The 20,639-nt window shown below is 59.5% G+C and carries 16 protein-coding genes and 5 tRNA genes; 14 read left to right on the top strand and 7 right to left on the bottom strand.

What is annotated here, in order from left to right:
- The 12 genes from astB (at position 1) to mgtE (ending at position 9,933) form a co-directional block, all read left to right on the top strand.
- Positions 1 to 1,350 (top strand): N-succinylarginine dihydrolase, encoded by a 1,350-nt coding sequence (gene astB, locus ACK59H_RS18125; protein WP_060480421.1) that lies wholly within the window; start codon positions 1 to 3, stop codon positions 1,348 to 1,350.
- Positions 1,351 to 1,365: 15 nt separating this feature from the next.
- Positions 1,366 to 1,656, top strand: a complete 291-nt coding sequence (locus ACK59H_RS18120) for a hypothetical protein (RefSeq protein ID WP_060480422.1) — start codon at positions 1,366 to 1,368, stop codon at positions 1,654 to 1,656.
- Positions 1,657 to 1,666: 10 nt separating this feature from the next.
- Positions 1,667 to 2,674, top strand: coding sequence for a succinylglutamate desuccinylase (gene astE / locus ACK59H_RS18115; protein ID WP_060480423.1), 1,008 nt, complete (start codon positions 1,667 to 1,669; stop codon positions 2,672 to 2,674).
- A gap of 351 nt (positions 2,675 to 3,025) precedes the next feature.
- Positions 3,026 to 5,650, top strand: a complete 2,625-nt coding sequence (gene alaS / locus ACK59H_RS18110) for an alanine--tRNA ligase (RefSeq protein WP_060480424.1) — start codon at positions 3,026 to 3,028, stop codon at positions 5,648 to 5,650.
- A gap of 85 nt (positions 5,651 to 5,735) precedes the next feature.
- Entirely contained in the window at positions 5,736 to 6,971 is a 1,236-nt protein-coding gene (locus ACK59H_RS18105) for an aspartate kinase (RefSeq protein WP_060480425.1), read from the top strand.
- 166 nt (positions 6,972 to 7,137) lie between these two features.
- A complete protein-coding gene (csrA, locus tag ACK59H_RS18100) occupies positions 7,138 to 7,326 on the top strand; it encodes a carbon storage regulator CsrA (RefSeq protein WP_003254503.1) in 189 nt (62 codons plus the stop codon).
- A gap of 72 nt (positions 7,327 to 7,398) precedes the next feature.
- A tRNA-Ser gene (locus ACK59H_RS18095) sits at positions 7,399 to 7,489 on the top strand.
- A gap of 106 nt (positions 7,490 to 7,595) precedes the next feature.
- Positions 7,596 to 7,672, top strand: a tRNA-Arg gene (locus ACK59H_RS18090).
- Between the two features lie 72 nt (positions 7,673 to 7,744).
- A tRNA-Arg gene (locus ACK59H_RS18085) sits at positions 7,745 to 7,821 on the top strand.
- A gap of 69 nt (positions 7,822 to 7,890) precedes the next feature.
- Positions 7,891 to 7,967: transfer RNA gene (locus ACK59H_RS18080), tRNA-Arg, on the top strand.
- 69 nt (positions 7,968 to 8,036) lie between these two features.
- Positions 8,037 to 8,113 (top strand) — tRNA-Arg (locus tag ACK59H_RS18075).
- Between the two features lie 377 nt (positions 8,114 to 8,490).
- Positions 8,491 to 9,933 carry a magnesium transporter gene (gene mgtE, locus ACK59H_RS18070; RefSeq protein WP_060480426.1) on the top strand — a complete coding sequence of 481 codons (1,443 nt, stop codon included), beginning with the start codon at positions 8,491 to 8,493 and terminating at the stop codon, positions 9,931 to 9,933.
- A gap of 517 nt (positions 9,934 to 10,450) precedes the next feature.
- Here mgtE and cyoE read toward each other — a convergent pair.
- The 7 genes from cyoE to hmpA all read right to left on the bottom strand — a co-directional run bounded on the left by cyoE (position 10,451) and on the right by hmpA (position 17,843).
- Entirely contained in the window at positions 10,451 to 11,338 is an 888-nt protein-coding gene (gene cyoE / locus ACK59H_RS18065) for a heme o synthase (protein WP_060480569.1), read from the bottom strand.
- 11 nt (positions 11,339 to 11,349) lie between these two features.
- Entirely contained in the window at positions 11,350 to 11,682 is a 333-nt protein-coding gene (cyoD, locus tag ACK59H_RS18060; protein WP_054887538.1) for a cytochrome o ubiquinol oxidase subunit IV, read from the bottom strand.
- Positions 11,682 to 12,305 (bottom strand): cytochrome o ubiquinol oxidase subunit III, encoded by a 624-nt coding sequence (gene cyoC, locus ACK59H_RS18055; protein ID WP_027920308.1) that lies wholly within the window; start codon positions 12,303 to 12,305, stop codon positions 11,682 to 11,684. The genes cyoD and cyoC overlap by 1 nt, the downstream gene beginning before the upstream one ends.
- Positions 12,306 to 12,308: 3 nt before the next feature.
- A complete protein-coding gene (gene cyoB, locus ACK59H_RS18050) occupies positions 12,309 to 14,327 on the bottom strand; it encodes a cytochrome o ubiquinol oxidase subunit I (RefSeq protein ID WP_060480571.1) in 2,019 nt (672 codons plus the stop codon).
- 3 nt (positions 14,328 to 14,330) lie between these two features.
- Entirely contained in the window at positions 14,331 to 15,266 is a 936-nt protein-coding gene (gene cyoA, locus ACK59H_RS18045) for a ubiquinol oxidase subunit II (RefSeq protein WP_060480572.1), read from the bottom strand.
- A 559-nt stretch (positions 15,267 to 15,825) separates the two neighbouring features.
- Positions 15,826 to 16,332, bottom strand: a complete 507-nt coding sequence (locus ACK59H_RS18040) for a disulfide bond formation protein B (RefSeq protein WP_409264748.1) — start codon at positions 16,330 to 16,332, stop codon at positions 15,826 to 15,828.
- Positions 16,333 to 16,664: 332 nt separating this feature from the next.
- Positions 16,665 to 17,843, bottom strand: coding sequence for an NO-inducible flavohemoprotein (gene hmpA / locus ACK59H_RS18035; protein ID WP_060480574.1), 1,179 nt, complete (start codon positions 17,841 to 17,843; stop codon positions 16,665 to 16,667).
- 152 nt (positions 17,844 to 17,995) lie between these two features.
- Between hmpA and norR the strand changes: the two genes are divergently transcribed.
- Entirely contained in the window at positions 17,996 to 19,549 is a 1,554-nt protein-coding gene (gene norR, locus ACK59H_RS18030; RefSeq protein ID WP_060480575.1) for a nitric oxide reductase transcriptional regulator NorR, read from the top strand.
- 135 nt (positions 19,550 to 19,684) lie between these two features.
- Positions 19,685 to 20,639: Ig-like domain-containing protein (locus ACK59H_RS18025; RefSeq protein ID WP_409264747.1), on the top strand; the 955-nt coding region annotated here is incomplete at its 3' end.

The following is a 20,639-nucleotide window of genomic DNA, read 5'->3' as shown; positions in this document are numbered from 1 at the left end:
ATGAAATCCTATGAAGTGAATTTTGATGGCCTGGTGGGGCCAACCCACAACTACGGCGGCCTGTCCTACGGTAACGTGGCTTCGCAGAGCAACAGCCAGCAAGGGTCCAACCCCCGTGAAGCCGCGCGCCAGGGCTTGGCCAAAATGAAAGCACTGGCCGACATGGGCTTCAAGCAAGGTGTGCTGGCACCGCAGGAACGTCCGGATGTGGCGGCCCTGCGCCAGCTCGGCTTCAGCGGCAGCGATGCCGAGGTGATTCAACGTGCCGCTCGCGATGCCATGCCGCTGCTGGTCGCCAGCTGCTCGGCTTCGAGCATGTGGGTGGCCAATGCCGCCACCGTCAGCCCCAGTGCCGACACCGCGGATGGGCGTGTGCACTTCACTGCCGCCAACCTCAACTGCAAGTTCCACCGCAGTATCGAGCACCCCACCACCAGTCGCGTGCTAGCAGCGATGTTCAACAGCGACCAGCATTTCGCTCACCACCAGGCCTTGCCTGCCGTGGCTCAGTTCGGCGATGAGGGGGCGGCCAACCACACCCGTTTCTGTCGTGACTACGGTCAGGCCGGTGTCGAATTTTTCGTCTATGGCCGCAGCGCCTTCGACAGCCGCTATCCTTCGCCGCAGAACTATCCTGCGCGCCAGACCCTGGAGGCCTCCCAGGCCGTGGCCAGGCTTCATGGCCTGAGCGAGGACGGCGTGGTCTACGCTCAACAGAACCCGGCCGTGATCGACCAAGGGGTGTTCCACAATGATGTGATCTCGGTCGGTAACGGTGAGGTGCTGTTCTATCACGAAGACGCTTTCCTCGAGACCGACGCTGTGCTTGGCCAGTTGCAGGCTAAACTGGCCAGCAAGGGTGGAAATTTCCAGGCGATCCGTGTGCCGCGCGCTGCGGTGACGGTAGAGGACGCAGTGCGTTCTTACCTGTTCAACAGCCAGCTGCTCAGCCGTGAGGATGGTTCGATGATGCTGGTAGTGCCGGAAGAGTGCCGTAACAACGAGCGCGTCTGGGCCTACCTGGGCCAACTAACGGCCCAGAGCGGTGCGGTGAAGGAGGTCAAGGTATTCGACCTCAAGCAGAGCATGCAAAATGGCGGTGGCCCGGCTTGCTTGCGTTTGCGCGTGGCATTGAAAGAATCGGAACTGGCGGCGGTCAATCCAGGCGTTATCATGACCGCCCCGTTGTACGACACGCTGTTGCAGTGGGTGGACAAGCACTACCGCGATCGCCTCGGCGAGGCGGATCTTGCCGACCCGCAACTGCTGCTGGAATGCCGTACCGCGCTGGATGAGTTGACCCAGATCCTGAAGTTGGGCTCGGTGTACCCGTTCCAACGCCAACCTTGATAGAGAGAGTTTGTAATGACCGACGCCCTGCGCCTGATCCTTGAAGATGTAGACGGCACCCAGCTGGAAACCTCCTGCACCCGTTTTGCGATTGTCTGGCAAGGCAAGGAAATCTGGGTCCAGCAGGATGGCCGTGGCCAGCTGTTGATCGGCGTGGATGTCGAGGAAGGCGATGCCGAATACGCCAACTTGTTGCTGCGCCCGATGGCGACCAATCTGGTTAGCCTGCAGCTAGAAATGGAGCCGGCTGAGGTCGGCGAAGATGACGACCATGTCCATGGCCCTGACTGCGGCCACCACCACTAAGGAAGCGCCTATGCTTGCCCTTGGCAAATTGCTCGAGCTGACCCTGACCGATCACGAGCCGGCTGAGAAGACTCAAGTGACACCCAAGGGCGTGCGGTTGCGCTGGCTGGGGGAGGGCGCGCTGGAAGTGCGACCTCCCGAAAGCGAGGACTGTGGGCTGGACTTGCTGCTGTCGGCGGGCATCCATGGCAATGAGACAGCGCCGATCGAGCTGCTCGAAAGGTTGTTGCATGGTGTGGCCAACAGCACCATCAAGCCCCGCGCGCGGGTTTTGTTCCTGTTTGGCAACCCGGCCGCCATCCGCAAGGGTGAGCGGTTCATCGAACAGGACATCAACCGCCTGTTCAACGGTCGTCACGAGCTCTCCAGTGGTTTTGAGGCGCTGCGTGCCGCTGAGCTTGAGCAATTTGCCCGAGTATTTTTCAGCAAGCCTGAGCGCGGGCGCCTGCATTACGACCTGCATACGGCCATCCGCGGATCGAAGATAGAGCAGTTCGCGCTGTACCCCTTCAAAGAGGGGCGCAAACACTCACGGCGTGAGCTGGCCCGCCTGGCGGCAGCCGGCATGGAGGCCGTGCTGTTGCAGAGCAAGTCGTCGATCACCTTCAGTGCCTTCACCTATGAGCAATTGGATGCCGAAGCCTTTACGCTGGAGCTTGGCAAGGCACGGCCGTTCGGGCAGAACGAGCAGGTCAATCTCGATAAGCTCGAGCAGCGGTTGATTCGTATCATCGAAGGTACCGAGCCCGAGGTCGATGATGCTCTGGACGGCCTGAAGCTGTTCAGCGTGGCGCGCGAGATCATCAAGCACAGCGACAGCTTCCACCTGCACCTGCCAGCAGACATCGAAAACTTCGCCGAGCTGAGCAAGGGCTATCTGCTGGCCGAGGATCTGGCGGAAACGCGCTGGGTGGTCGAGGAGGAGGGGGCACGCATCATTTTCCCCAATCCCAAAGTCAAGAATGGCCTGCGCGCCGGGATCCTGATCGTGCCAGACTCGGGCCAGCGTCTGGGCTGAGTAAGGCTCTGTCTTGTTCGCGGGCCCGTTTCCATTCAAGCGTGTGCAAGCGGGTTCACCGCGAACAGGCGAGCTGGCCTGAGCGTCAGGTGCTCATGAAAACCTTTTAATTCACCGCCTGTTCCATTTTCCCTTCCCTTGGGCGGTAATTGGCTTGCCAGTAGCGAAAGGCTGCATTTAGCATCCGGTCATGTCTTTTTCGTTTGCAAGCGCCGTAAAAGCCGTCCAATCGACGCTTTCTATCGCATAAACACACTGCACCGAGTTTGCAGGACCGATATAATGCGGCCCTTTGCCGTCGTTTCGTCGACGTGTTTGCCCCCAAGGGCCGCCGTTTCCGTGGAAGAACCTATGAAAAGCGCAGAAATCCGTGAAGCCTTCCTTCGCTTCTTCGAAGAGCAGGGCCATACCCGAGTCGCCTCCAGTTCGCTGATCCCGAACAACGACCCGACCCTGCTGTTCACCAACGCTGGCATGAACCAGTTCAAGGACTGCTTCCTCGGTGCCGAGAAGCGTGCTTATACCCGCGCTGTCAGCAGCCAGAAGTGCGTGCGTGCCGGTGGCAAGCACAACGACCTGGAAAACGTCGGCTACACCGCGCGCCACCACACGTTCTTCGAAATGCTGGGCAACTTCAGCTTTGGTGATTATTTCAAGCGTGATGCGATCACCTTCGCCTGGACTTTCCTGACCTCCGACAAATGGCTGAACCTGCCCAAAGAGAAGCTTTGGGTCACGGTCTATGCCTCTGACGACGAAGCCTACGACATCTGGACCAAGGAAGTTGGCGTGCCAGCCGAGCGTATGGTGCGTATCGGCGACAACAAAGGTGCACCGTACGCCTCGGATAACTTCTGGACCATGGGTGACACCGGCCCGTGTGGCCCTTGCACCGAGATCTTCTACGATCACGGCGCCGACATCTGGGGCGGCCCTCCTGGCTCGCCGGAAGAAGACGGCGATCGCTACATCGAGATCTGGAACAACGTCTTCATGCAGTTCAACCGCACCGCCGATGGCGTGCTGCACCCGCTGCCTGCTCCGTCTGTCGACACCGGTATGGGCCTTGAGCGCATCAGTGCGGTCATGCAGCACGTGCACTCGAACTATGAGATCGACCTGTTCCAGAACCTGTTGGCTGCCGCAGCCAAGGCCATCGGCTGCAGCAACGATGGCCAGGCTTCGCTGAAAGTGGTTGCCGACCACATCCGCTCCTGCGGCTTCCTGATTGCCGACGGCGTACTGCCGTCCAACGAAGGCCGCGGTTATGTACTGCGCCGTATCATTCGCCGCGCTTGCCGCCACGGCAACAAGCTTGGTGCCAAGGGCAGCTTCTTCTACCAGATCGTCGCCGCCCTTGTGGCCGAGATGGGCCAGGCCTTCCCAGAGCTGAACAGCCAGCAGGCGCACATCGAGCGCGTACTCAAAGCCGAAGAAGAGCAGTTCGCCAAGACCCTTGAGCAGGGCCTGCGTATTCTCGAGCAGGACTTGGCTCAACTTCAGGGCAACATAGTGCCGGGCGATGTGGTGTTCAAGCTGTACGACACCTATGGCTTCCCAATGGACCTGACCGCCGATATCGCCCGCGAGCGCGAGCTGACCATCGACGAAGCGGGCTTCGAGCGCGAAATGCAGGCCCAGCGTGAGCGTGCCCGCTCTGCCAGTGCCTTTGGTATGGATTACAACAGCCTGGTGAAGGTCGACAGCGCTACCGAGTTTCTCGGTTACGAGGCCACCGAAGCCCAGGGCAAGATCATCGCCCTTTACAAGGACGGCCAGTCGGTCGATCAGTTGGGTGAAGGCGAGCAGGGCGTGGTGGTGCTCGATCGCACACCGTTCTACGCCGAATCCGGCGGCCAGATCGGTGATACAGGTTACCTGCAGGCCGGTGCTGCGCGGTTTGACGTGCGCGATACCACCAAAACCGGTGGTGCCTTCCTGCATCACGGCGTGGTCGCCAGCGGGGCGCTGGTTATCGGCTCGCCGGTGCAGGCCAAGGTCGATGCCCAAGTGCAGCACGCGACCTCGCTGAACCACTCGGCCACTCACCTGCTGCACGAAGCCCTGCGTCAAGTGCTGGGCGAGCATGTGCAGCAGAAGGGCTCGCTGGTCGACAGCCAGCGCCTGCGCTTTGACTTCAGCCACTTCGAAGCCGTAACGCCAGCGCAGATCAAGGCCTTGGAAGAGATCGTCAACCGTGAAGTGCGCAACAACACGCCGATCGAAACCGAGCTGACCGACATCGAGACCGCCAAGGCCAAAGGCGCCATGGCGCTGTTCGGCGAGAAGTACGGCGATACCGTCCGTGTGCTGAGCATGGGTGGCGACTTCTCCGTCGAGCTGTGCGGCGGTATCCACGCCAAGCGCACCGGCGACATCAGCCTGTTCAAGATCATCAGCGAAGGCGGCGTGGCCTCGGGCGTACGCCGTATCGAAGCGGTGACCGGCGCCGCTGCACTGGCCTACCTGAACGCTGCCGAAGAGCAGGTCAAGGAAGCTGCGCAGTTGGTCAAAGGCAACCGTGACAACCTGATCGACAAGCTGTCGGCTGTGCTCGAGCGCAATCGCCAGTTGGAAAAGCAGCTCGAGCAGCTGCAGGCCAAGGCCGCCAGCGCCGCAGGGGACGATCTCTCCAGTGCGGCCGTTGAGGTCAAGGGTGCCAAGGTGCTTGCTGCCCGCCTGGATGGGCAGGATGGCAAGGCCTTGCTGGCCCTGGTCGATCAGCTGAAGAACAAGCTCGGCCACGCAGTGATCCTGCTGGGCAGCGAGCATGAGGGCAAGGTCGTGCTGGTGGCCGGCGTGACCAAGGACCTCTCCAGCCAACTCAAGGCTGGTGACCTGATGAAACAAGCCGCTGCGGCAGTGGGCGGCAAGGGCGGCGGGCGTCCGGATATGGCTCAGGGTGGTGGCGTCGACGTCGCTGCACTGGACCAGGCCCTGGCGCTGGCCGTGCCATTCGCAGAGCAGGGACTTTGAGATGATGGGGCGGCTGGTCTAGTCGGCCGCTCCTTCATGTTGGATGGTTTTTTTGGGGCCCTGTATGGGCTGAGGCACCATTGAAATGGCGTTGATCGTACAGAAATTTGGCGGCACCTCTGTCGGATCCATCGAGCGGATCGAGCAGGTTGCCGAAAAGGTCAAGAAACACCGTGAAGCGGGCGACGACCTGGTGGTTGTCCTGTCGGCCATGAGCGGTGAAACCAATCGTCTGATCGATCTGGCCAAGCAGATTACCGATCAGCCGGTTCCGCGCGAGCTGGATGTGATCGTCTCGACCGGTGAGCAGGTGACCATCGCGCTGCTGACCATGGCCTTGATCAAGCGTGGTGTGCCAGCGGTGTCCTACACCGGCAACCAAGTGCGCATCCTCACCGACAGCGCGCACAACAAAGCGCGTATCTTGCAGATCGACGACCAAAAGATCCGTGCCGACCTCAAGCAAGGCCGTGTGGTCGTGGTAGCCGGTTTCCAAGGTGTCGACGAGCACGGCAGCATCACCACCCTGGGTCGTGGTGGCTCTGACACCACAGGTGTGGCCCTGGCGGCTGCGCTCAAGGCTGACGAGTGCCAGATCTATACCGACGTCGATGGCGTCTACACCACCGACCCGCGCGTTGTGCCCCAGGCCCGCCGCCTGGAAAAGATCACCTTCGAAGAGATGCTGGAAATGGCCAGCCTCGGCTCCAAGGTGCTGCAGATCCGCTCGGTGGAATTTGCCGGTAAATACAACGTTCCGCTGCGCGTGCTGCACAGCTTCAAGGAGGGTCCAGGCACCCTCATTACCATTGATGAAGAGGAATCCATGGAACAGCCGATCATTTCCGGTATCGCCTTCAACCGTGATGAGGCCAAGCTGACCATTCGTGGCGTGCCTGATACCCCAGGCGTTGCCTTCAAGATCCTCGGCCCGATCAGCGCCGCGAACATCGAAGTGGACATGATCGTGCAGAACGTTTCGCACGATAACACCACCGACTTCACCTTCACCGTACACCGCAACGAGTACGAGAAGGCCCATAGCGTGCTGGAAAACACTGCCCGTGAGATCGGTGCCCGTGAAGTGATCGGCGATACCAAGATCGCCAAGGTTTCAATTGTGGGCGTTGGCATGCGCTCCCATGCCGGTGTTGCCAGCCGCATGTTCGAAGCGTTGGCCAAGGAGAGCATCAACATCCAGATGATCTCCACTTCCGAGATCAAGGTTTCGGTGGTCATCGAAGAGAAGTACCTGGAACTGGCCGTGCGTGCGTTGCACACCGCGTTCGAGCTCGACGCTGCTGCCCGACAGGGCGAGTAAGGCGTTGCCGGGAGGGCGCGGCCAAGCCGCGCCCTTCGCGTTTCTGATCGCCACGCAGGCCCTGTCCTGCCGGCGGGGCGGTCGACCAGGCGCGATGGGGTAAACCCCGCAAACGGCCTGACATCCCAAGACTGTATCCCTGAATGTTTTGCGTAAGGAGAAAGCTATGTTGATTCTGACTCGTCGGTGCGCCGAGAGCCTGATCATTGGAGACGGCGAGATCACCGTGACGGTGCTCGGCGTCAAAGGCAACCAGGTGCGTATCGGCGTCAGCGCCCCTAAAGAAGTGGCCGTACACCGCGAAGAAATCTACCTGCGGATCAAGAAAGAGAAGGACGAGGAGCCAAGCCTTTAATTTTTTTGAAGTTTTTTTCAAAAAAAGGGTTGCAAACGAGGAAGAGCCTGTTTAATATTCGCCTCGTGTTGCGGTGAGGTGGCCGAGTGGCCGAAGGCGCTCCCCTGCTAAGGGAGTATACCTCATAAGGGTATCGGGGGTTCGAATCCCCCCTTCACCGCCATTATTTGCGTAGGGCGCTGTAAACGGTAGGAACGCTAAGTCGTTGAAGTTAAACGAAAAAGTTCTTGCAAAAATGTTTCAGCGAACTATCATGCGCGGCAAGACACGGACTCATAGCTCAGCTGGATAGAGTACTCGGCTACGAACCGAGCGGTCGCAGGTTCGAATCCTGCTGAGTCCGCCACTTTTGAAGTGGCTTTGCTTTTTAAGGCTGCTTCAAACCACCAGTGGTAATCTGGTCTAAAACTACCAAGACGGACTCATAGCTCAGCTGGATAGAGTACTCGGCTACGAACCGAGCGGTCGCAGGTTCGAATCCTGCTGAGTCCGCCACTTTTGAGGTGGCTTTGCTAGCAAAGTCGCCTCACTCACCAGCGGTATCTGGTCTAAAACTGCCAACACGGACTCATAGCTCAGCTGGATAGAGTACTCGGCTACGAACCGAGCGGTCGCAGGTTCGAATCCTGCTGAGTCCGCCACTTCTGAAGTGGCTTTGCTAGCAAAGTTGCTTCACTCACCAGCGGTATCTGGTTTAAAACTGCCACCACGGACTCATAGCTCAGCTGGATAGAGTACTCGGCTACGAACCGAGCGGTCGCAGGTTCGAATCCTGCTGAGTCCGCCATATCATCAGAAAGCCCGCTCAAATGAGCGGGCTTTTTGCTTTCTGCTTCACGACTCTGTCAACCTTGGCTGGCTAGACTGCACAGAAACCACTGCAAAAGATATTTGCGCGGCAGATGTGTTTTTTGTGGTTCGCCTGCCGTCGCACTGATGGCTTCGAGCGTTGTCCTAGCTTTACCACGCAAACGATTGTTCTAGCCAAAAATTTAGGCGATCTGACCGCTCAGGCAGTGTATGATTGCGCCCGTCAGCCCCGCCGGGGCTTGTGGAAAACCACCATGGACTTACCCAGTAGTTACTCCTTAACAAGATTCTTACAGCTAGATCTGACTGATTGATTCTCCCGGCGTGCTCCGCTGCTGGGAGTGGAGTTCGCCTATGACTGAAGTAGAAGTAAAGAAAGCGCAAGAGAGCTTGCAGGACCGCCTGGCCCAGGTGGTAGAACTGCTGCAGCGCCAGCGTGTTGTCGAAGACCTGACCCATCGCCAGGAAGGTCAGCACAACGACCTGGTAGAAAACCTCGTCCATCGCCAGAACTTGGTCGAATTGCAGCGCAAGCTCGACGACCTGCACCCGGCAGACATCGCCTACATCCTCGAAGCCTTGCCCCTGCAGGACCGCTTGACGGTCTGGCAGCTGGTACGCTCGGATCGCGATGGCGACATTCTCCTCGAAGTATCCGATTCTGTTCGTCAATCGCTGATCGCCGACATGGACGATCACGAGCTCCTGGCTGCGGCCAAGGAAATGGATGCCGACGAGCTGGCTGACCTGGCGCCAGAACTGCCGCGTGACGTCGTCCACGAACTGATGGAAAGCCTCGATGCTCAGCAGCGCGAGCGCGTGCGCTCGGCCTTGAGCTACGACGAGGAGCAGGTCGGTGCGCTGATGGACTTCGAGATGGTTACCATCCGCGAAGACGTCAGCCTCGAAGTGGTGCTGCGTTATCTGCGCCGCCTCAAGGAGCTGCCTAACCACACCGACAAGCTGTTCGTGGTCGACTACGAGGGTATCCTCAAGGGCGTGTTGCCTATCAAGCGTTTGCTGGTGAACGACCCGGAAAAGAAAGTCGCTGAGGTCATGGCAACCGATCCAGTGTCCTTCCATCCCGACGAAGACGCCTACGACGCCGCCCAAGCTTTCGAACGATATGACCTGGTGTCAGCCCCGGTGGTCGACAAGAGCGATCGCCTGATCGGCCGTCTGACGATCGACGAGATGGTCGACCTGATCCGCGAAGAGAGCGAAAGCGAAGTCCTCAACATGGCAGGTCTGCGTGAGGAGGAAGACATTTTCGCCTCGGTCTGGCGCTCACTGCGTAACCGCTGGGCGTGGCTGGCAATCAACTTGATCACCGCTTTCGTCGCCTCCCGGGTGATCGGCTTGTTCGAAGGCTCGATCGAGAAGCTGGTGGCACTGGCTGCACTGATGCCCATCGTTGCCGGTATTGGCGGCAATTCGGGTAATCAGACCATCACCATGATCGTCCGCGCCATGGCTCTGGACCAAGTATCGCCAGGCAATACCAGCCGCTTGATGCGCAAGGAGCTGGCGGTGGGACTACTCAATGGCCTGATCTGGGGTGGGGTGATTGGCGCGGTCGCCTTCTGGCTCTATGGCAGCTGGTCGTTGGGTGTGGTCATGACCGCAGCGATGACGCTGAACCTATTGTTGGCCGCCTTCATGGGCGTGCTCATCCCTATGACCCTCACCCGTCTGGGGCGTGACCCCGCCATGGGGTCGAGCGTCATGATCACTGCTGTGACCGATAGCGGTGGCTTCTTCATTTTCCTGGGGTTGGCCACGATATTCCTGCTATGACCGGTTGCCACACTTCATTAAAAAGCCCGCTTAAGCGGTAATGCTGTTCACTTAAGCATTTGAGTCCAGGCTTGCGGTCGAAAAATCCGATACTGGTGTCGGGTTTTTTTGGGGTTCAATCTGAGGCTTTTAGCGCCTGTGAGATCGAGCGCCGCCCGCGCGGCGCATCGCGAGCTTTGCTCGCTCCTACGTTTGTTTCGGGCCAGTAACGCCTGTGGCAGGTGCGCGCGACCGCCTGGTTTGTACGACGCGATATCGCGCCATGCACCAAGGCGTCCGCGCGCAAATCCCACAGGATCAATTGGCCCGAAACAAACGTAGGAGCGAGCGCAGCTCGCGATGCGCCGCGCGGGCGGCGCTCGATCTCACAGGCGCAAAAAGCCTCAAATTGAACCCAAAAAAAATCCGACACCAGATCACCGGTATCGGATTTTCTCGACCACAAGCCTGGACTCAAATGCTTAAGTGAACAGCATTAGGCACTATGGCCGGCTTTTGGGTGAAGCACTCGCCTCGATCAGCGTGCGTAGGTCATCAGCACATCAGCAGCAGTTTGGCTGTCCACCGACATCATCACGCTTAAGGCAGTGACGGTCAGGATGGAGAAGCCAAACACCTTGCGCGCCCACTTGCTGTCGTCTTCAGCTTTGTAGCCGCCCCAGGCCATGTACAGCCAGTACAGGCCCATGGCGGCCGCCACGGCCAGGTAGCCGAGACCGGCATACCCGCCAAGGGTGAGCATCAAGGTCGCGAGCAGGAAGGCCAGCACGTACAGCACGATCTGCTTCTTCGCCGCAAGAATACCGCGTGCCACCGGCAGTACCGGAATGTTGGCAGCGCTGTAATCCTTGAAGCGGAAGATGGCAATGGCAAAGCTGTGCGGCATCTGCCACAGGCTGAACATCACCAGCAGGGTCACCGCGGCCAGGTCGAAGCTGTTGCTCACGGCGCAGTAGCCGATCACCGGAGGCATGGCACCGGACAGGCTGCCAACCAAGGTGCCGTGCACCGATTTACGCTTGAGCCAGAGGCTGTAGAAACCGACGTAGACCACGAAGCCTACCGCTGCGCAGAACGCCGCCAGCGGGTTGGCCTGCACATACAGCAAGCTGAAGCCGGCCACCCCAAGAAGGGTGGCATAGGCCAGCGCGATGGGCAGCGACATGCCGCCCTGCACCATGACGCGGTTCTTGGTGCGCTCCATCTTGTGGTCGATGTCACGGTCGATGCAGTTGTTGAACACGCATCCGGACGCCACCACCAACGAAGTACCAATCACCACCGCCAGGAACAGAGCGAAATCCACATGGCCCTTCGAGGCAAGGAAGAAACCGCCTGCCACGGAAAGCACGTTACCGAAAATGATCCCCGGTTTGGTGATTTGGATAAAGTGCTTAACGGACATGCAGTCTTACCTCACTTGGCCATCATTTCGAAGTGGATGCTGAACATGATCCACAGCGACAGGCCGACCAGCAGAGCGATTACCAGGGTGGTGAACAGGAACGTCGACACATTGGAGCGCTGCTCTTTCGAGCGGTCCATGTGCAGGAAGTACACCAGGTGTACCACTACCTGAATCACGGCCATGGCCACGATGATCAGAACGGTCAGGTTCTTCGGCAGGCTTGGCGACATGGCCAGGCCAAACGGAATCGCGGTCAGGATGATCGACAGGATGAAGCCGATCATGTACGACTTGACGCTGCCGTGGTTACCTTCGTGATGAGTGTCGTGTGCGTTAGCCATTACAGAACCCCCAGCAGGTAGACGACGGTGAATACGCAGATCCAGACCACGTCCAGGAAGTGCCAGAACAGGCTCAGGCAGCTCATGCGGGTCTTGGCGGTCGGCGTGATGCCGTGCTTGTTGATCTGGTACATCATGATTGCCATCCAGATCAGGCCGGCGGTCACGTGCAGACCGTGGGTACCTACCAGGGCGAAGAAGCCCGACAGGAAGCCACTGCGGGTTGGGCCGAAGCCCTCGCCGATCAGGTGATGGAATTCATAGATTTCCATCGCGATGAAGCCTGCACCGAACAGGAAGGTCACTGCCAACCAGCCCAGTACGCCCGCTTTCTTGCCATCGAACATCTTCAGCATGGCGAAGCCGAAGGTGATCGAGGACAGCAGCAGGAACAGCGTTTCAACCGCTACGAAGTCGAGCTGGAAGATGTCGTGACCCGACGGGCCGCCGGCAAAACTGCCGGACAGCACCGCGTAGGTGGCGAAGAGCGACGCAAACAGGATGCAGTCGGTCATCAGGTACAGCCAGAAACCGAGGACGGTCATCTGGCCCGAGTCGTGGTGGTGGTCATCGTGAGCATGGTCATGACCATGCGCGCCACCGTGGATTACTTGACTGGACATTGATTACACCCGTTCAAACGATTCGACACGTGCGCCGGCAGGCAGAGCACCTGCGTGGGCCAGCGCTTTCAGACGCTCGCCTTCGATGCGCGCCACTTCTTCGGCCGGAACCATGTAGCCCTGATCGTCACGCGCAGCGTGGCGAACGAAGACTGCGATGGTTGCCAACAGGCTTGCGCCCACCAGCCACCAGATGTGCCAGATGAAAGCGAAACCGAAGACAGTCAGGAACATACCCATGAACAGACCGGTAGCGGTGTTGTTCGGCATGTGGATCGCTTCGTACTTGCCAGGCACCTTGTAGGCAACACCGGCTTCCTTGGCTTCGTTCCAGCAGTCCAGGCCAACTTTTTCAGGCATGTGGGCGAAGTTGTAGAACGGAGGTGGCGAGGAAGTCGACCACTCCAGAGTACGGCCGCCCCATGGGTCGCCGGTCACATCCAGGTTCTGCTCGCGATCGCGGATCGAAACGACGATCTGGATCAGCTGGCAGGCGATACCGAACAGAATCAGCACGGCGCCGACAACGGCTACGTACAGGTAGGGTTCCCACAGTGGGTTGTCGGAGTGGTTCAGACGACGGGTCATGCCCATGAAGCCCAGGGCGTACAGCGGCATGAACGCTACGTAGAAGCCGGAGATCCAGAACCAGAAGGCAGCTTTGCCCCACTTCTCGTTCAGCTTGAAGCCGAACGCTTTTGGCCACCAGTAGGCGAAGCCGGCGATGTAGCCGAATACCGCACCACCGATGATCACGTTGTGGAAGTGAGCGATCACGAACAGGCTGTTGTGCAGCACGAAGTCAGCACCCGGAACAGCCAGCAGAACGCCGGTCATACCACCGATCGAGAAGGTGATCATGAAGCCCAGGGTCCACAGCATCGGTGCGGTGAAGCGCACACGGCCCTGGTACATGGTGAACAGCCAGTTGAACAACTTCACACCGGTCGGAATGGAGATCAGCATCGTCGCCAGGCCGAAGAAGGTGTTGACGCTGGCGCCGGCACCCATGGTGAAGAAGTGGTGCAGCCATACAGCAAAGCCCAGAACAGCAATGGCGCCCGATGCGTAGATCATCGAGTGGTGGCCGAACAGACGCTTGCCAGAGAAGGTCGAAGTCACTTCCGAGAACACGCCGAAGGCCGGCAGGATCAGGATGTAAACCTCAGGGTGACCCCAGGCCCAGAACAGGTTGACGTACATCATCGGGTTCCCACCAAGCTCGTTGGTGAAAATGTGGAAGTCCAGATAACGGTCAACAGTCAGCAGTGCCAGTGCAGCGGTCAGAATCGGGAACGAAGCCACGATCAGCACGTTGGCCCAGGTGCAGGTCCAGGTGAAGATCGGCATGTCCATCAGCTTCATGCCAGGTGCGCGCATCTTCATCACGGTGACGAGGAAGTTCACGCCGGTCAGTGTCGTACCCAAACCTGATAGCTGTAGCGCCCAGATGTAGTAGTCGACACCCACTCCAGGGCTGTACTGAATACCCGCAAGCGGCGGATAGGCAACCCAGCCGGTCTTGGCGAATTCACCAACGCCCAGCGAGATGTTGACCAGCAGCACGCCTGCCAGCAGCAGGTAGAAGCTCAGGGAGTTGAGGAACGGGAAGGCAACGTCACGTGCACCGATTTGCAGCGGAACTGCAAGGTTCATCAGGCCGGTGAAGAACGGCATCGCCATGAAGATGATCATGATCACACCGTGAGCGGTGAAGATCTGGTCATAGTGTTCAGGCGGCAGGTAGCCTTCGGAGCCACCGGTAGCGGCGGCCAACTGGGTACGCATCATGATGGCGTCGGCAAAGCCGCGCAGCAGCATGACCATCGCGACGACGATGTACATCACCCCGATTTTCTTGTGGTCGACAGTGGTCAGCCACTCGGTCCACAAGTAGGTCCACTTGCGGAAATAGGTGATAGCACCAACGACAGCAATACCCCCGAGCGCAATCATGGCAAGGGTCACCATGACTATCGGCTCGTGGAAGGGTATCGCCTCCAGGGTTAATTTACCGAACATCTCTTACTCCTCTGCACCGGCAGCTGGTTGCGCACTCGACTCGGTGGTGGCCAGATCTTTGCTGCCTGCTTCTTCGTGGCTCGGACGACCGCGGTTCATGCCTTCGTACTTGTCGACGATCAGCTGGAACTGGTCAGGCGAGGCCTCGCCATACAGCGCGACTGGGTTGTTTTCGCTTGGTTTGGCCAAGGCGTCGTAGGTGGCCTTGTCCAGCTTCTTCGGCGACTGCTTGACCTCGGCGACCCACTTGTCGAAGTCTTCCTGAGAGGTGGCAGTGGCCTTGAATTTCATGCCGGTGAAGCCGGCGCCGCTGTAGTTGGCGCTGATACCGTCGAATTCGCCGTTCTCGTTGGCGATCAGGTGCAGCTTGGTGGTCATACCCGCCATGGCGTAGATCTGACCGCCCAGGCCCGGGATGAAGAACGAGTTCATCACGGCGTCGGAGGTGACGCGGAAGTTGACCGGGGTGTTAGCCGGGAAGACGATCTTGTTGACCGTGGCGATGCCCTGCTCCGGGTAGATGAACAGCCACTTCCAGTCCAGCGCGACCACGTCGATCTGCAGTGGCTTCACATCGGAATCCAGTGGGCGATACGGGTCCAGCTTGTGGGTGGACTTGTAGGTCACGTAGCCCAGGGCAATGATGATGATGATCGGGATGATCCACACCGCAGCTTCGATCTTGGTCGAGTGCGACCAGTCTGGGGTGTAGGTGGCGGCCTTGTTCGAAGCACGGTACTTCCAGGCGAACGCCACGGTCATGATGATGACCGGAATCACCACCAGCAGCATCAAGCCAGTAGCGATCAGGATCAGGTTCTTTTGCTCAATGCCGACCTGACCTTTCGGGTCGAGCAGGGTCCAGTTGCACCCACTGAGTAAAAGCATGCCTAAAAAGGGCAATATGCCAAACAGTCTGGGGTAACGCTTTTTACTCATCTCACGACCTCTAGATCAGCTTGCTTCAATGCAATTTGTGTTTTGGTAGCCAACACTTCGTCCTGCCAAGTGCGGCATGTAGCGCCCGAACTCGCTCCCGCCCCGGCCTGACTGCAAGACCTTGGCGTGAAGCGTGATAGCGGTGCTTATGGTTTCTTAGGCAACAGGCCTGTACTTCAGACCAAGTCCATTTGGTGCGGGAAAACGCGGAGGGGGGTCCGCCCGGTATCGCCGTTTGGCGAAACTTGACGAAGTCAGCAAAAAGAAGCGCTGAGGGCTTCCTTCAATCCTGCGACTCGCAAGCAGTGCCGAACGGGAATTGGGGGCGATTGTAGATAGGTCGCCAACCCTTGACTATGACTTATTGAGCAACAGTCCTTTACAGGATCTGTAACAATCCGAGCGAGAAATTCAACTTCGCGACAGTTTGTCGCACCCCGCTTGCTAGCCCTCCAGCCCTTGTCCGACAAGGGCTGGAGGTTGATCTGAATCAAGCGGGAGAGGACTTTTCACTCATCTCATGCCGTGCAAAAGCCCGCTGAGAATTCGGGACTTTTGTCTAAGCCTGACGCCGGTTGCGCCAGATGCCCAGCGGGACCAGGATGGCCGTCAGCACGAACGCCAACAGTGCCCACTGCGCCAGCGACAAACCGAGGATCGGCGGGTGCGGCGTACTGCAGAAACCGTCTACCTGGAACGCCAGTGGCCAGAGCTTGGCCAGGGGCAAGTCGTCAACGATCGGCTGCAAGGTATCGATGCCGCAACTGACCATCGGGTTGGCGAGTATATACACATGGTTGCCCGCTGCAATGATTCCGCCAATGGCACTGAGCACGACCAGGCCCTCGAACAGCGTCAAGCTGCGGCGCCCAGGCATGGCGGCACCGATGAACGCGAAGATGGCGATAAAGAGCAAGGCATACCGTTGCAGGATGCACAGCGGGCAAGGCGCCTCGCCCAGCACCACCTGCATGTACAAGGCACCGCCGATCAGGGCGAGGCAGATCACCCCCAGCAGTACCAGAAAGCGCCGTTCGCGGTTCAGGCGCAGGGTTTGTTCGTTCATTGCCGATTCCTTCGATGGATAGATGGCAGCGTGGTCCGCCCGCCTGGGTGCGATTCTACACACAGGCATGGCCCCATAGCGTATCGAGGCGGGGAGACAGCACGGCGCTGGGCTATCCGCAGGTGCTATGACCGAGTATTGCAGCGGCGGTTCAACGACAGCCGGTTACAAACGGCCCCCCAGGTGCCGCGATAGGGCAAGCCCCTCGACACCCGGCAGTGAAGGATACAGCGATTAAAAGAGGATTAAAGATGAAAGGTGCCCATTTCACCTTTCATCTTTCCTTATATAGAGGTTGCATCAAAACAACCGCATATAGAGCGATTGGTGATCTACTCGAGCGCAGCCGCAGGGCCAAAAAATTCATAGCGGCTCTGCTGCTCAGGCACACCCAAGCCTTTCAATTGCCGCTTGATAGCCCTCATGAACCCCTTGGGCCCCAGGAAGTAAACATCGACATCACGCTCGTGCCCCAACCATTGGCCTAGCAGGTCTTGATTGAGCAGGCCAACCGCATCGGCATGGTGCGCGTCCTGCCCTTCGCCGTAGCAATAAAAACGCTGAAGCTGCGGGTGTCGCTCGGCCAGCCCATCGACCCACGCGCGGAACGCATGAACCGAGGCATTGCGTGCGCAGTGAATGAAGCGTACCGGCCGCTGAGTCTGCAGAGCTGCTTCGAGCATCGCCAATGTTGGGGTAATGCCTACCCCGCCGCTGATCAGCACCAAGGGCTTGTTGCTGGCCGACAGGGTGAATTCTCCCGATGGCGGGAACAGTTGCAAGGTATCCCCTACGACCAGTTGATCATGCAGATAATTGGAGACTTTACCGCCCTGCTCCCGCTTGACGCTGATGCGATATCCCAGGCCATCGCACAGCGCCGAAAGCGAGTAATTGCGGCGCTGCTCGGCACCGTCGATGAACAGCCGCAGGCCGATGTACTGACCAGGTTCAGCCTTGAGCACCGGCAAGCCATCGACGGGGACGAAATAGAACGAGGTGATTTCGCAGCTTTCCTGCTCGCGGCGTGCCAGGCGAAATTCACGGGTGCCGCGCCAACCGCCTGCGGCTTGCGCTTTTTGTTGGTAGAGGCTTTCTTCTGCGCCGATCAGGATGTCCGCCAGTTGGCCATAGGCGCCAGCCCAGGCGGCTATGACCTCGGGCGTGGCGATGTCGCTGCCCAGAACCTCCTCGATCGCCCGCAACAGGCACTTACCGACGATAGGGTAATGCTCCGGCAGAATCTGCAGGGCAACATGTTTGTTGATGATCTGCCCGACTAGCCCACCGAGTTGTTCGAGCTGGTCGATGTGCCGTGCGTACATCAGCACCCCGTTGGCCAAGGCACGAGGCTGGTCTCCGCTGGCCTGATGAGCCTGGTTGAAAAGTGGCCGTACCTCGGGGTACTCACTGAGCATCATGCGGTAGAAATGGGTAGTGAGCGCTTCACCGCCGGTTTCCAGCAATGGGACGGTGGCTTTGATGATTGCGCGTTGTTCGACACTGAGCATTTGCAACTCCTAAGCCTCAGGCGTGATAAGGTTGCGCTAACAGTTACAGCAATCATGCCAAGTAATAATTCTATTTAAATCAATATCTTATAAATGGAAGTGTCAGATTGACCTGGCTCCGCGTATAGTCACTTTGACTAAATGGAGTCCTTATGACTAATACCCCGCTGCTCACCACGCTGCTGCCCCTGGTCAGCGATCTGTCCCGAGATTTGCCCGACCAGGAACGCTACCGTCGTCTTCTGCAGGCCATGCGCGGGTTGTTGCCCTGCGATGCAGCTGCATTGCTGCGGCTGGAAGGCGAATGGCTGGTGCCGCTGGCGGTGGATGGGCTTTCCCCCGACACGCTTGGCCGCCGCTTCAAAGTCAGTGAGCACCCGCGCTTTGAGCTGCTGCTAAGCCGCCCGCAACCCACACGCTTTGCCAGCGATTCAAGCCTTCCCGACCCCTACGATGGGTTGGTCAACACCCCTGGGGCCACGCTTGAGGTGCATGACTGCATGGGCTGCCCACTGATGGTGGACGAACGCCCCTGGGGCTTGCTGACCCTCGACGCACTCACCCCAGGCCAGTTCCAGAGCCTGGAGCTGGACGCCTTGCAAGCCTTTGCCAGCCTGGCGGCCGCCACCGTGACCGTAGCCGAGCGCATCGAGCAATTGGCGCTGCGCGCCGAGGACGAGCATCACCGGGCAGAGGTCTATCGTCAGGCCAGCGGCCAGGACCGGGCATTGATCGGCCAGAGCGCCGCGCACAAGCGCCTGCTGGAAGAAATACGCCTGGTCGGTGGCAGCGAGCTCACCGTACTGATCAACGGCGAAACCGGCGTAGGCAAGGAGCTGGTGGCCATGGCCTTGCATCAGGCCAGCCAACGCGCCGCCAAACCAATGGTCAGCCTCAATTGTGCCGCCCTGCCCGACACCCTGGTGGAGAGCGAACTGTTCGGCCATGTGCGCGGGGCATTCACTGGCGCCCATGGCGAACGCCGTGGCAAATTCGAACTGGCCAATGGCGGCACGCTGTTTCTCGATGAAGTTGGTGAGCTGCCGCTGGCCGTGCAGGCCAAGTTGCTACGTGTGCTGCAAAGCGGCCAACTGCAAAGACTGGGTTCGGATCGCGAACACCGCGTCGATGTTCGCCTGATCGCCGCCACCAACCGCGACCTAGCGGCAGAAGTACGGGCAGGTAACTTGCGCGCTGACTTTTATCACCGCCTGAGTGTGTACCCGTTGCATGTGCCGCCGCTTCGCGAGCGTGGCCGCGACGTACTGCTGCTCGCTGGCTACTTCCTCGAACAGAACCGATCACGCCTGGGCTTGAACAGCCTGCGGCTTAGCAGCGCCGCGCAAGCGGCATTGTTGGCGTATGACTGGCCGGGCAACGTGCGCGAACTGGAGCACCTGATCGGCCGCTCCTCGCTCAAGGCTCTAGGCCAGCACGCGCAACGCCCACGTATCCTCACCCTGGAGGCAAGCGACCTGGGCTTGCATCCCACGGAGCCGGTGGCGCCGGGCGCTTCGGCCGAGACACCTCAGGCCGCGATGCCTCTGCCGACGGGCGGTCTGCGCGAAGCGGTGGATGATTACCAACGCCAGCTCATCGCCGCCTGCCTGCAACGCCATCAGCAAAACTGGGCAGCGGCAGCGCGCGAGCTGGGGCTGGACCGCGCCAACCTCAACCGACTGGCCCGTCGCCTGGGGCTTCGCTGAGTTGGATTTCTACTAAAGGACTAGGCGCAAAGCCATCTGGTGGCGATCTGATGGGCTGCTATATCTCCCTAACACACGGTACACGGCCGTCACACGGCCACCTGTGCGTGTACCGAAAGCCAGCAGGGAGCATTCATGGACAACATCGTAGTCGCTGACAAGCAATCCGCCGTGGCCACCCAGAATGCCTGGGGCGATATCAACCTCAACAGCCCTGGCGTAGTGCAGATGCCGGTAGCCCCCGACCAGGTGGCCACCGTCACCCGGCGCGGGCAAGATCTGATTGTCACCCTCAAATCCGGTGAAAAGGTCACCATCGGCAACTTCTTCGCCGTGGATCAGGCCGGTGTTGGCAGCGACATGGTGTTCGTCGGCGAAGATGGCACCTTGTGGCATGCCAACTACGATGCGGCAGCGTTCACCGGCTTCACGTTCGACGAAGTGGCATCGCTGGATCAGCTGGTGGCCGGTATTGGCGTTGCGGGTGAAGGCACTTCAACCTTCGCCATTGCCGCCCTTGGCCTGCTCGGTGCCGGTGGCGTTGCGGCTGCGGCGGGCGGCGGTGGTGGCGGTGGCGGTGGCGGCCAGCCGGGCGACACTACCCCGCCAGCGACGCCCATCGACTTGCTGGTTTCCCCAGATGGCTTGCGCGTGTCAGGTCGCGGTGAAGCGGGCTCGACGGTCAACGTATTCGACCCGGCTGGCAACCTCATCGGCACAGGCACCGTTGGCAGTGATGGTACGTTCACAGTCGACCTGGGCAGCCAACAAAATAACGGCCAGGGGCTGACCGTCACCATCACCGACCCCGCTGGCAACACCTCTACGGGCGGCACGGTAACCGCACCTGACACTACCGCCCCCACGCCGCCAAGCGAGTTGGCAGTCGACAGCCAAGGCACCACCCTCACCGGCCGCGCCGAGCCGGGCTCCACGGTACAAGTACGCGGCGCCGACGGCACTCTTTTAGGCACTGCCACTGCGGGCGCGGACGGCCAGTTCAGCGTCACGCTGCAACCGCCGCAGACCAATGGCCAGGCCTTGAGCGTCACCGCTACCGATGCCGCTGGCAACACCTCGCAAAGCGGAT

Origin of the sequence: Pseudomonas sp. KCJK9000 (assembly GCF_046230725.1) — a bacterium.
GTDB classification, from domain to species: domain Bacteria; phylum Pseudomonadota; class Gammaproteobacteria; order Pseudomonadales; family Pseudomonadaceae; genus Aquipseudomonas; species Aquipseudomonas promysalinigenes.
This window is presented reverse-complemented; position numbering and strand designations above follow the sequence as displayed.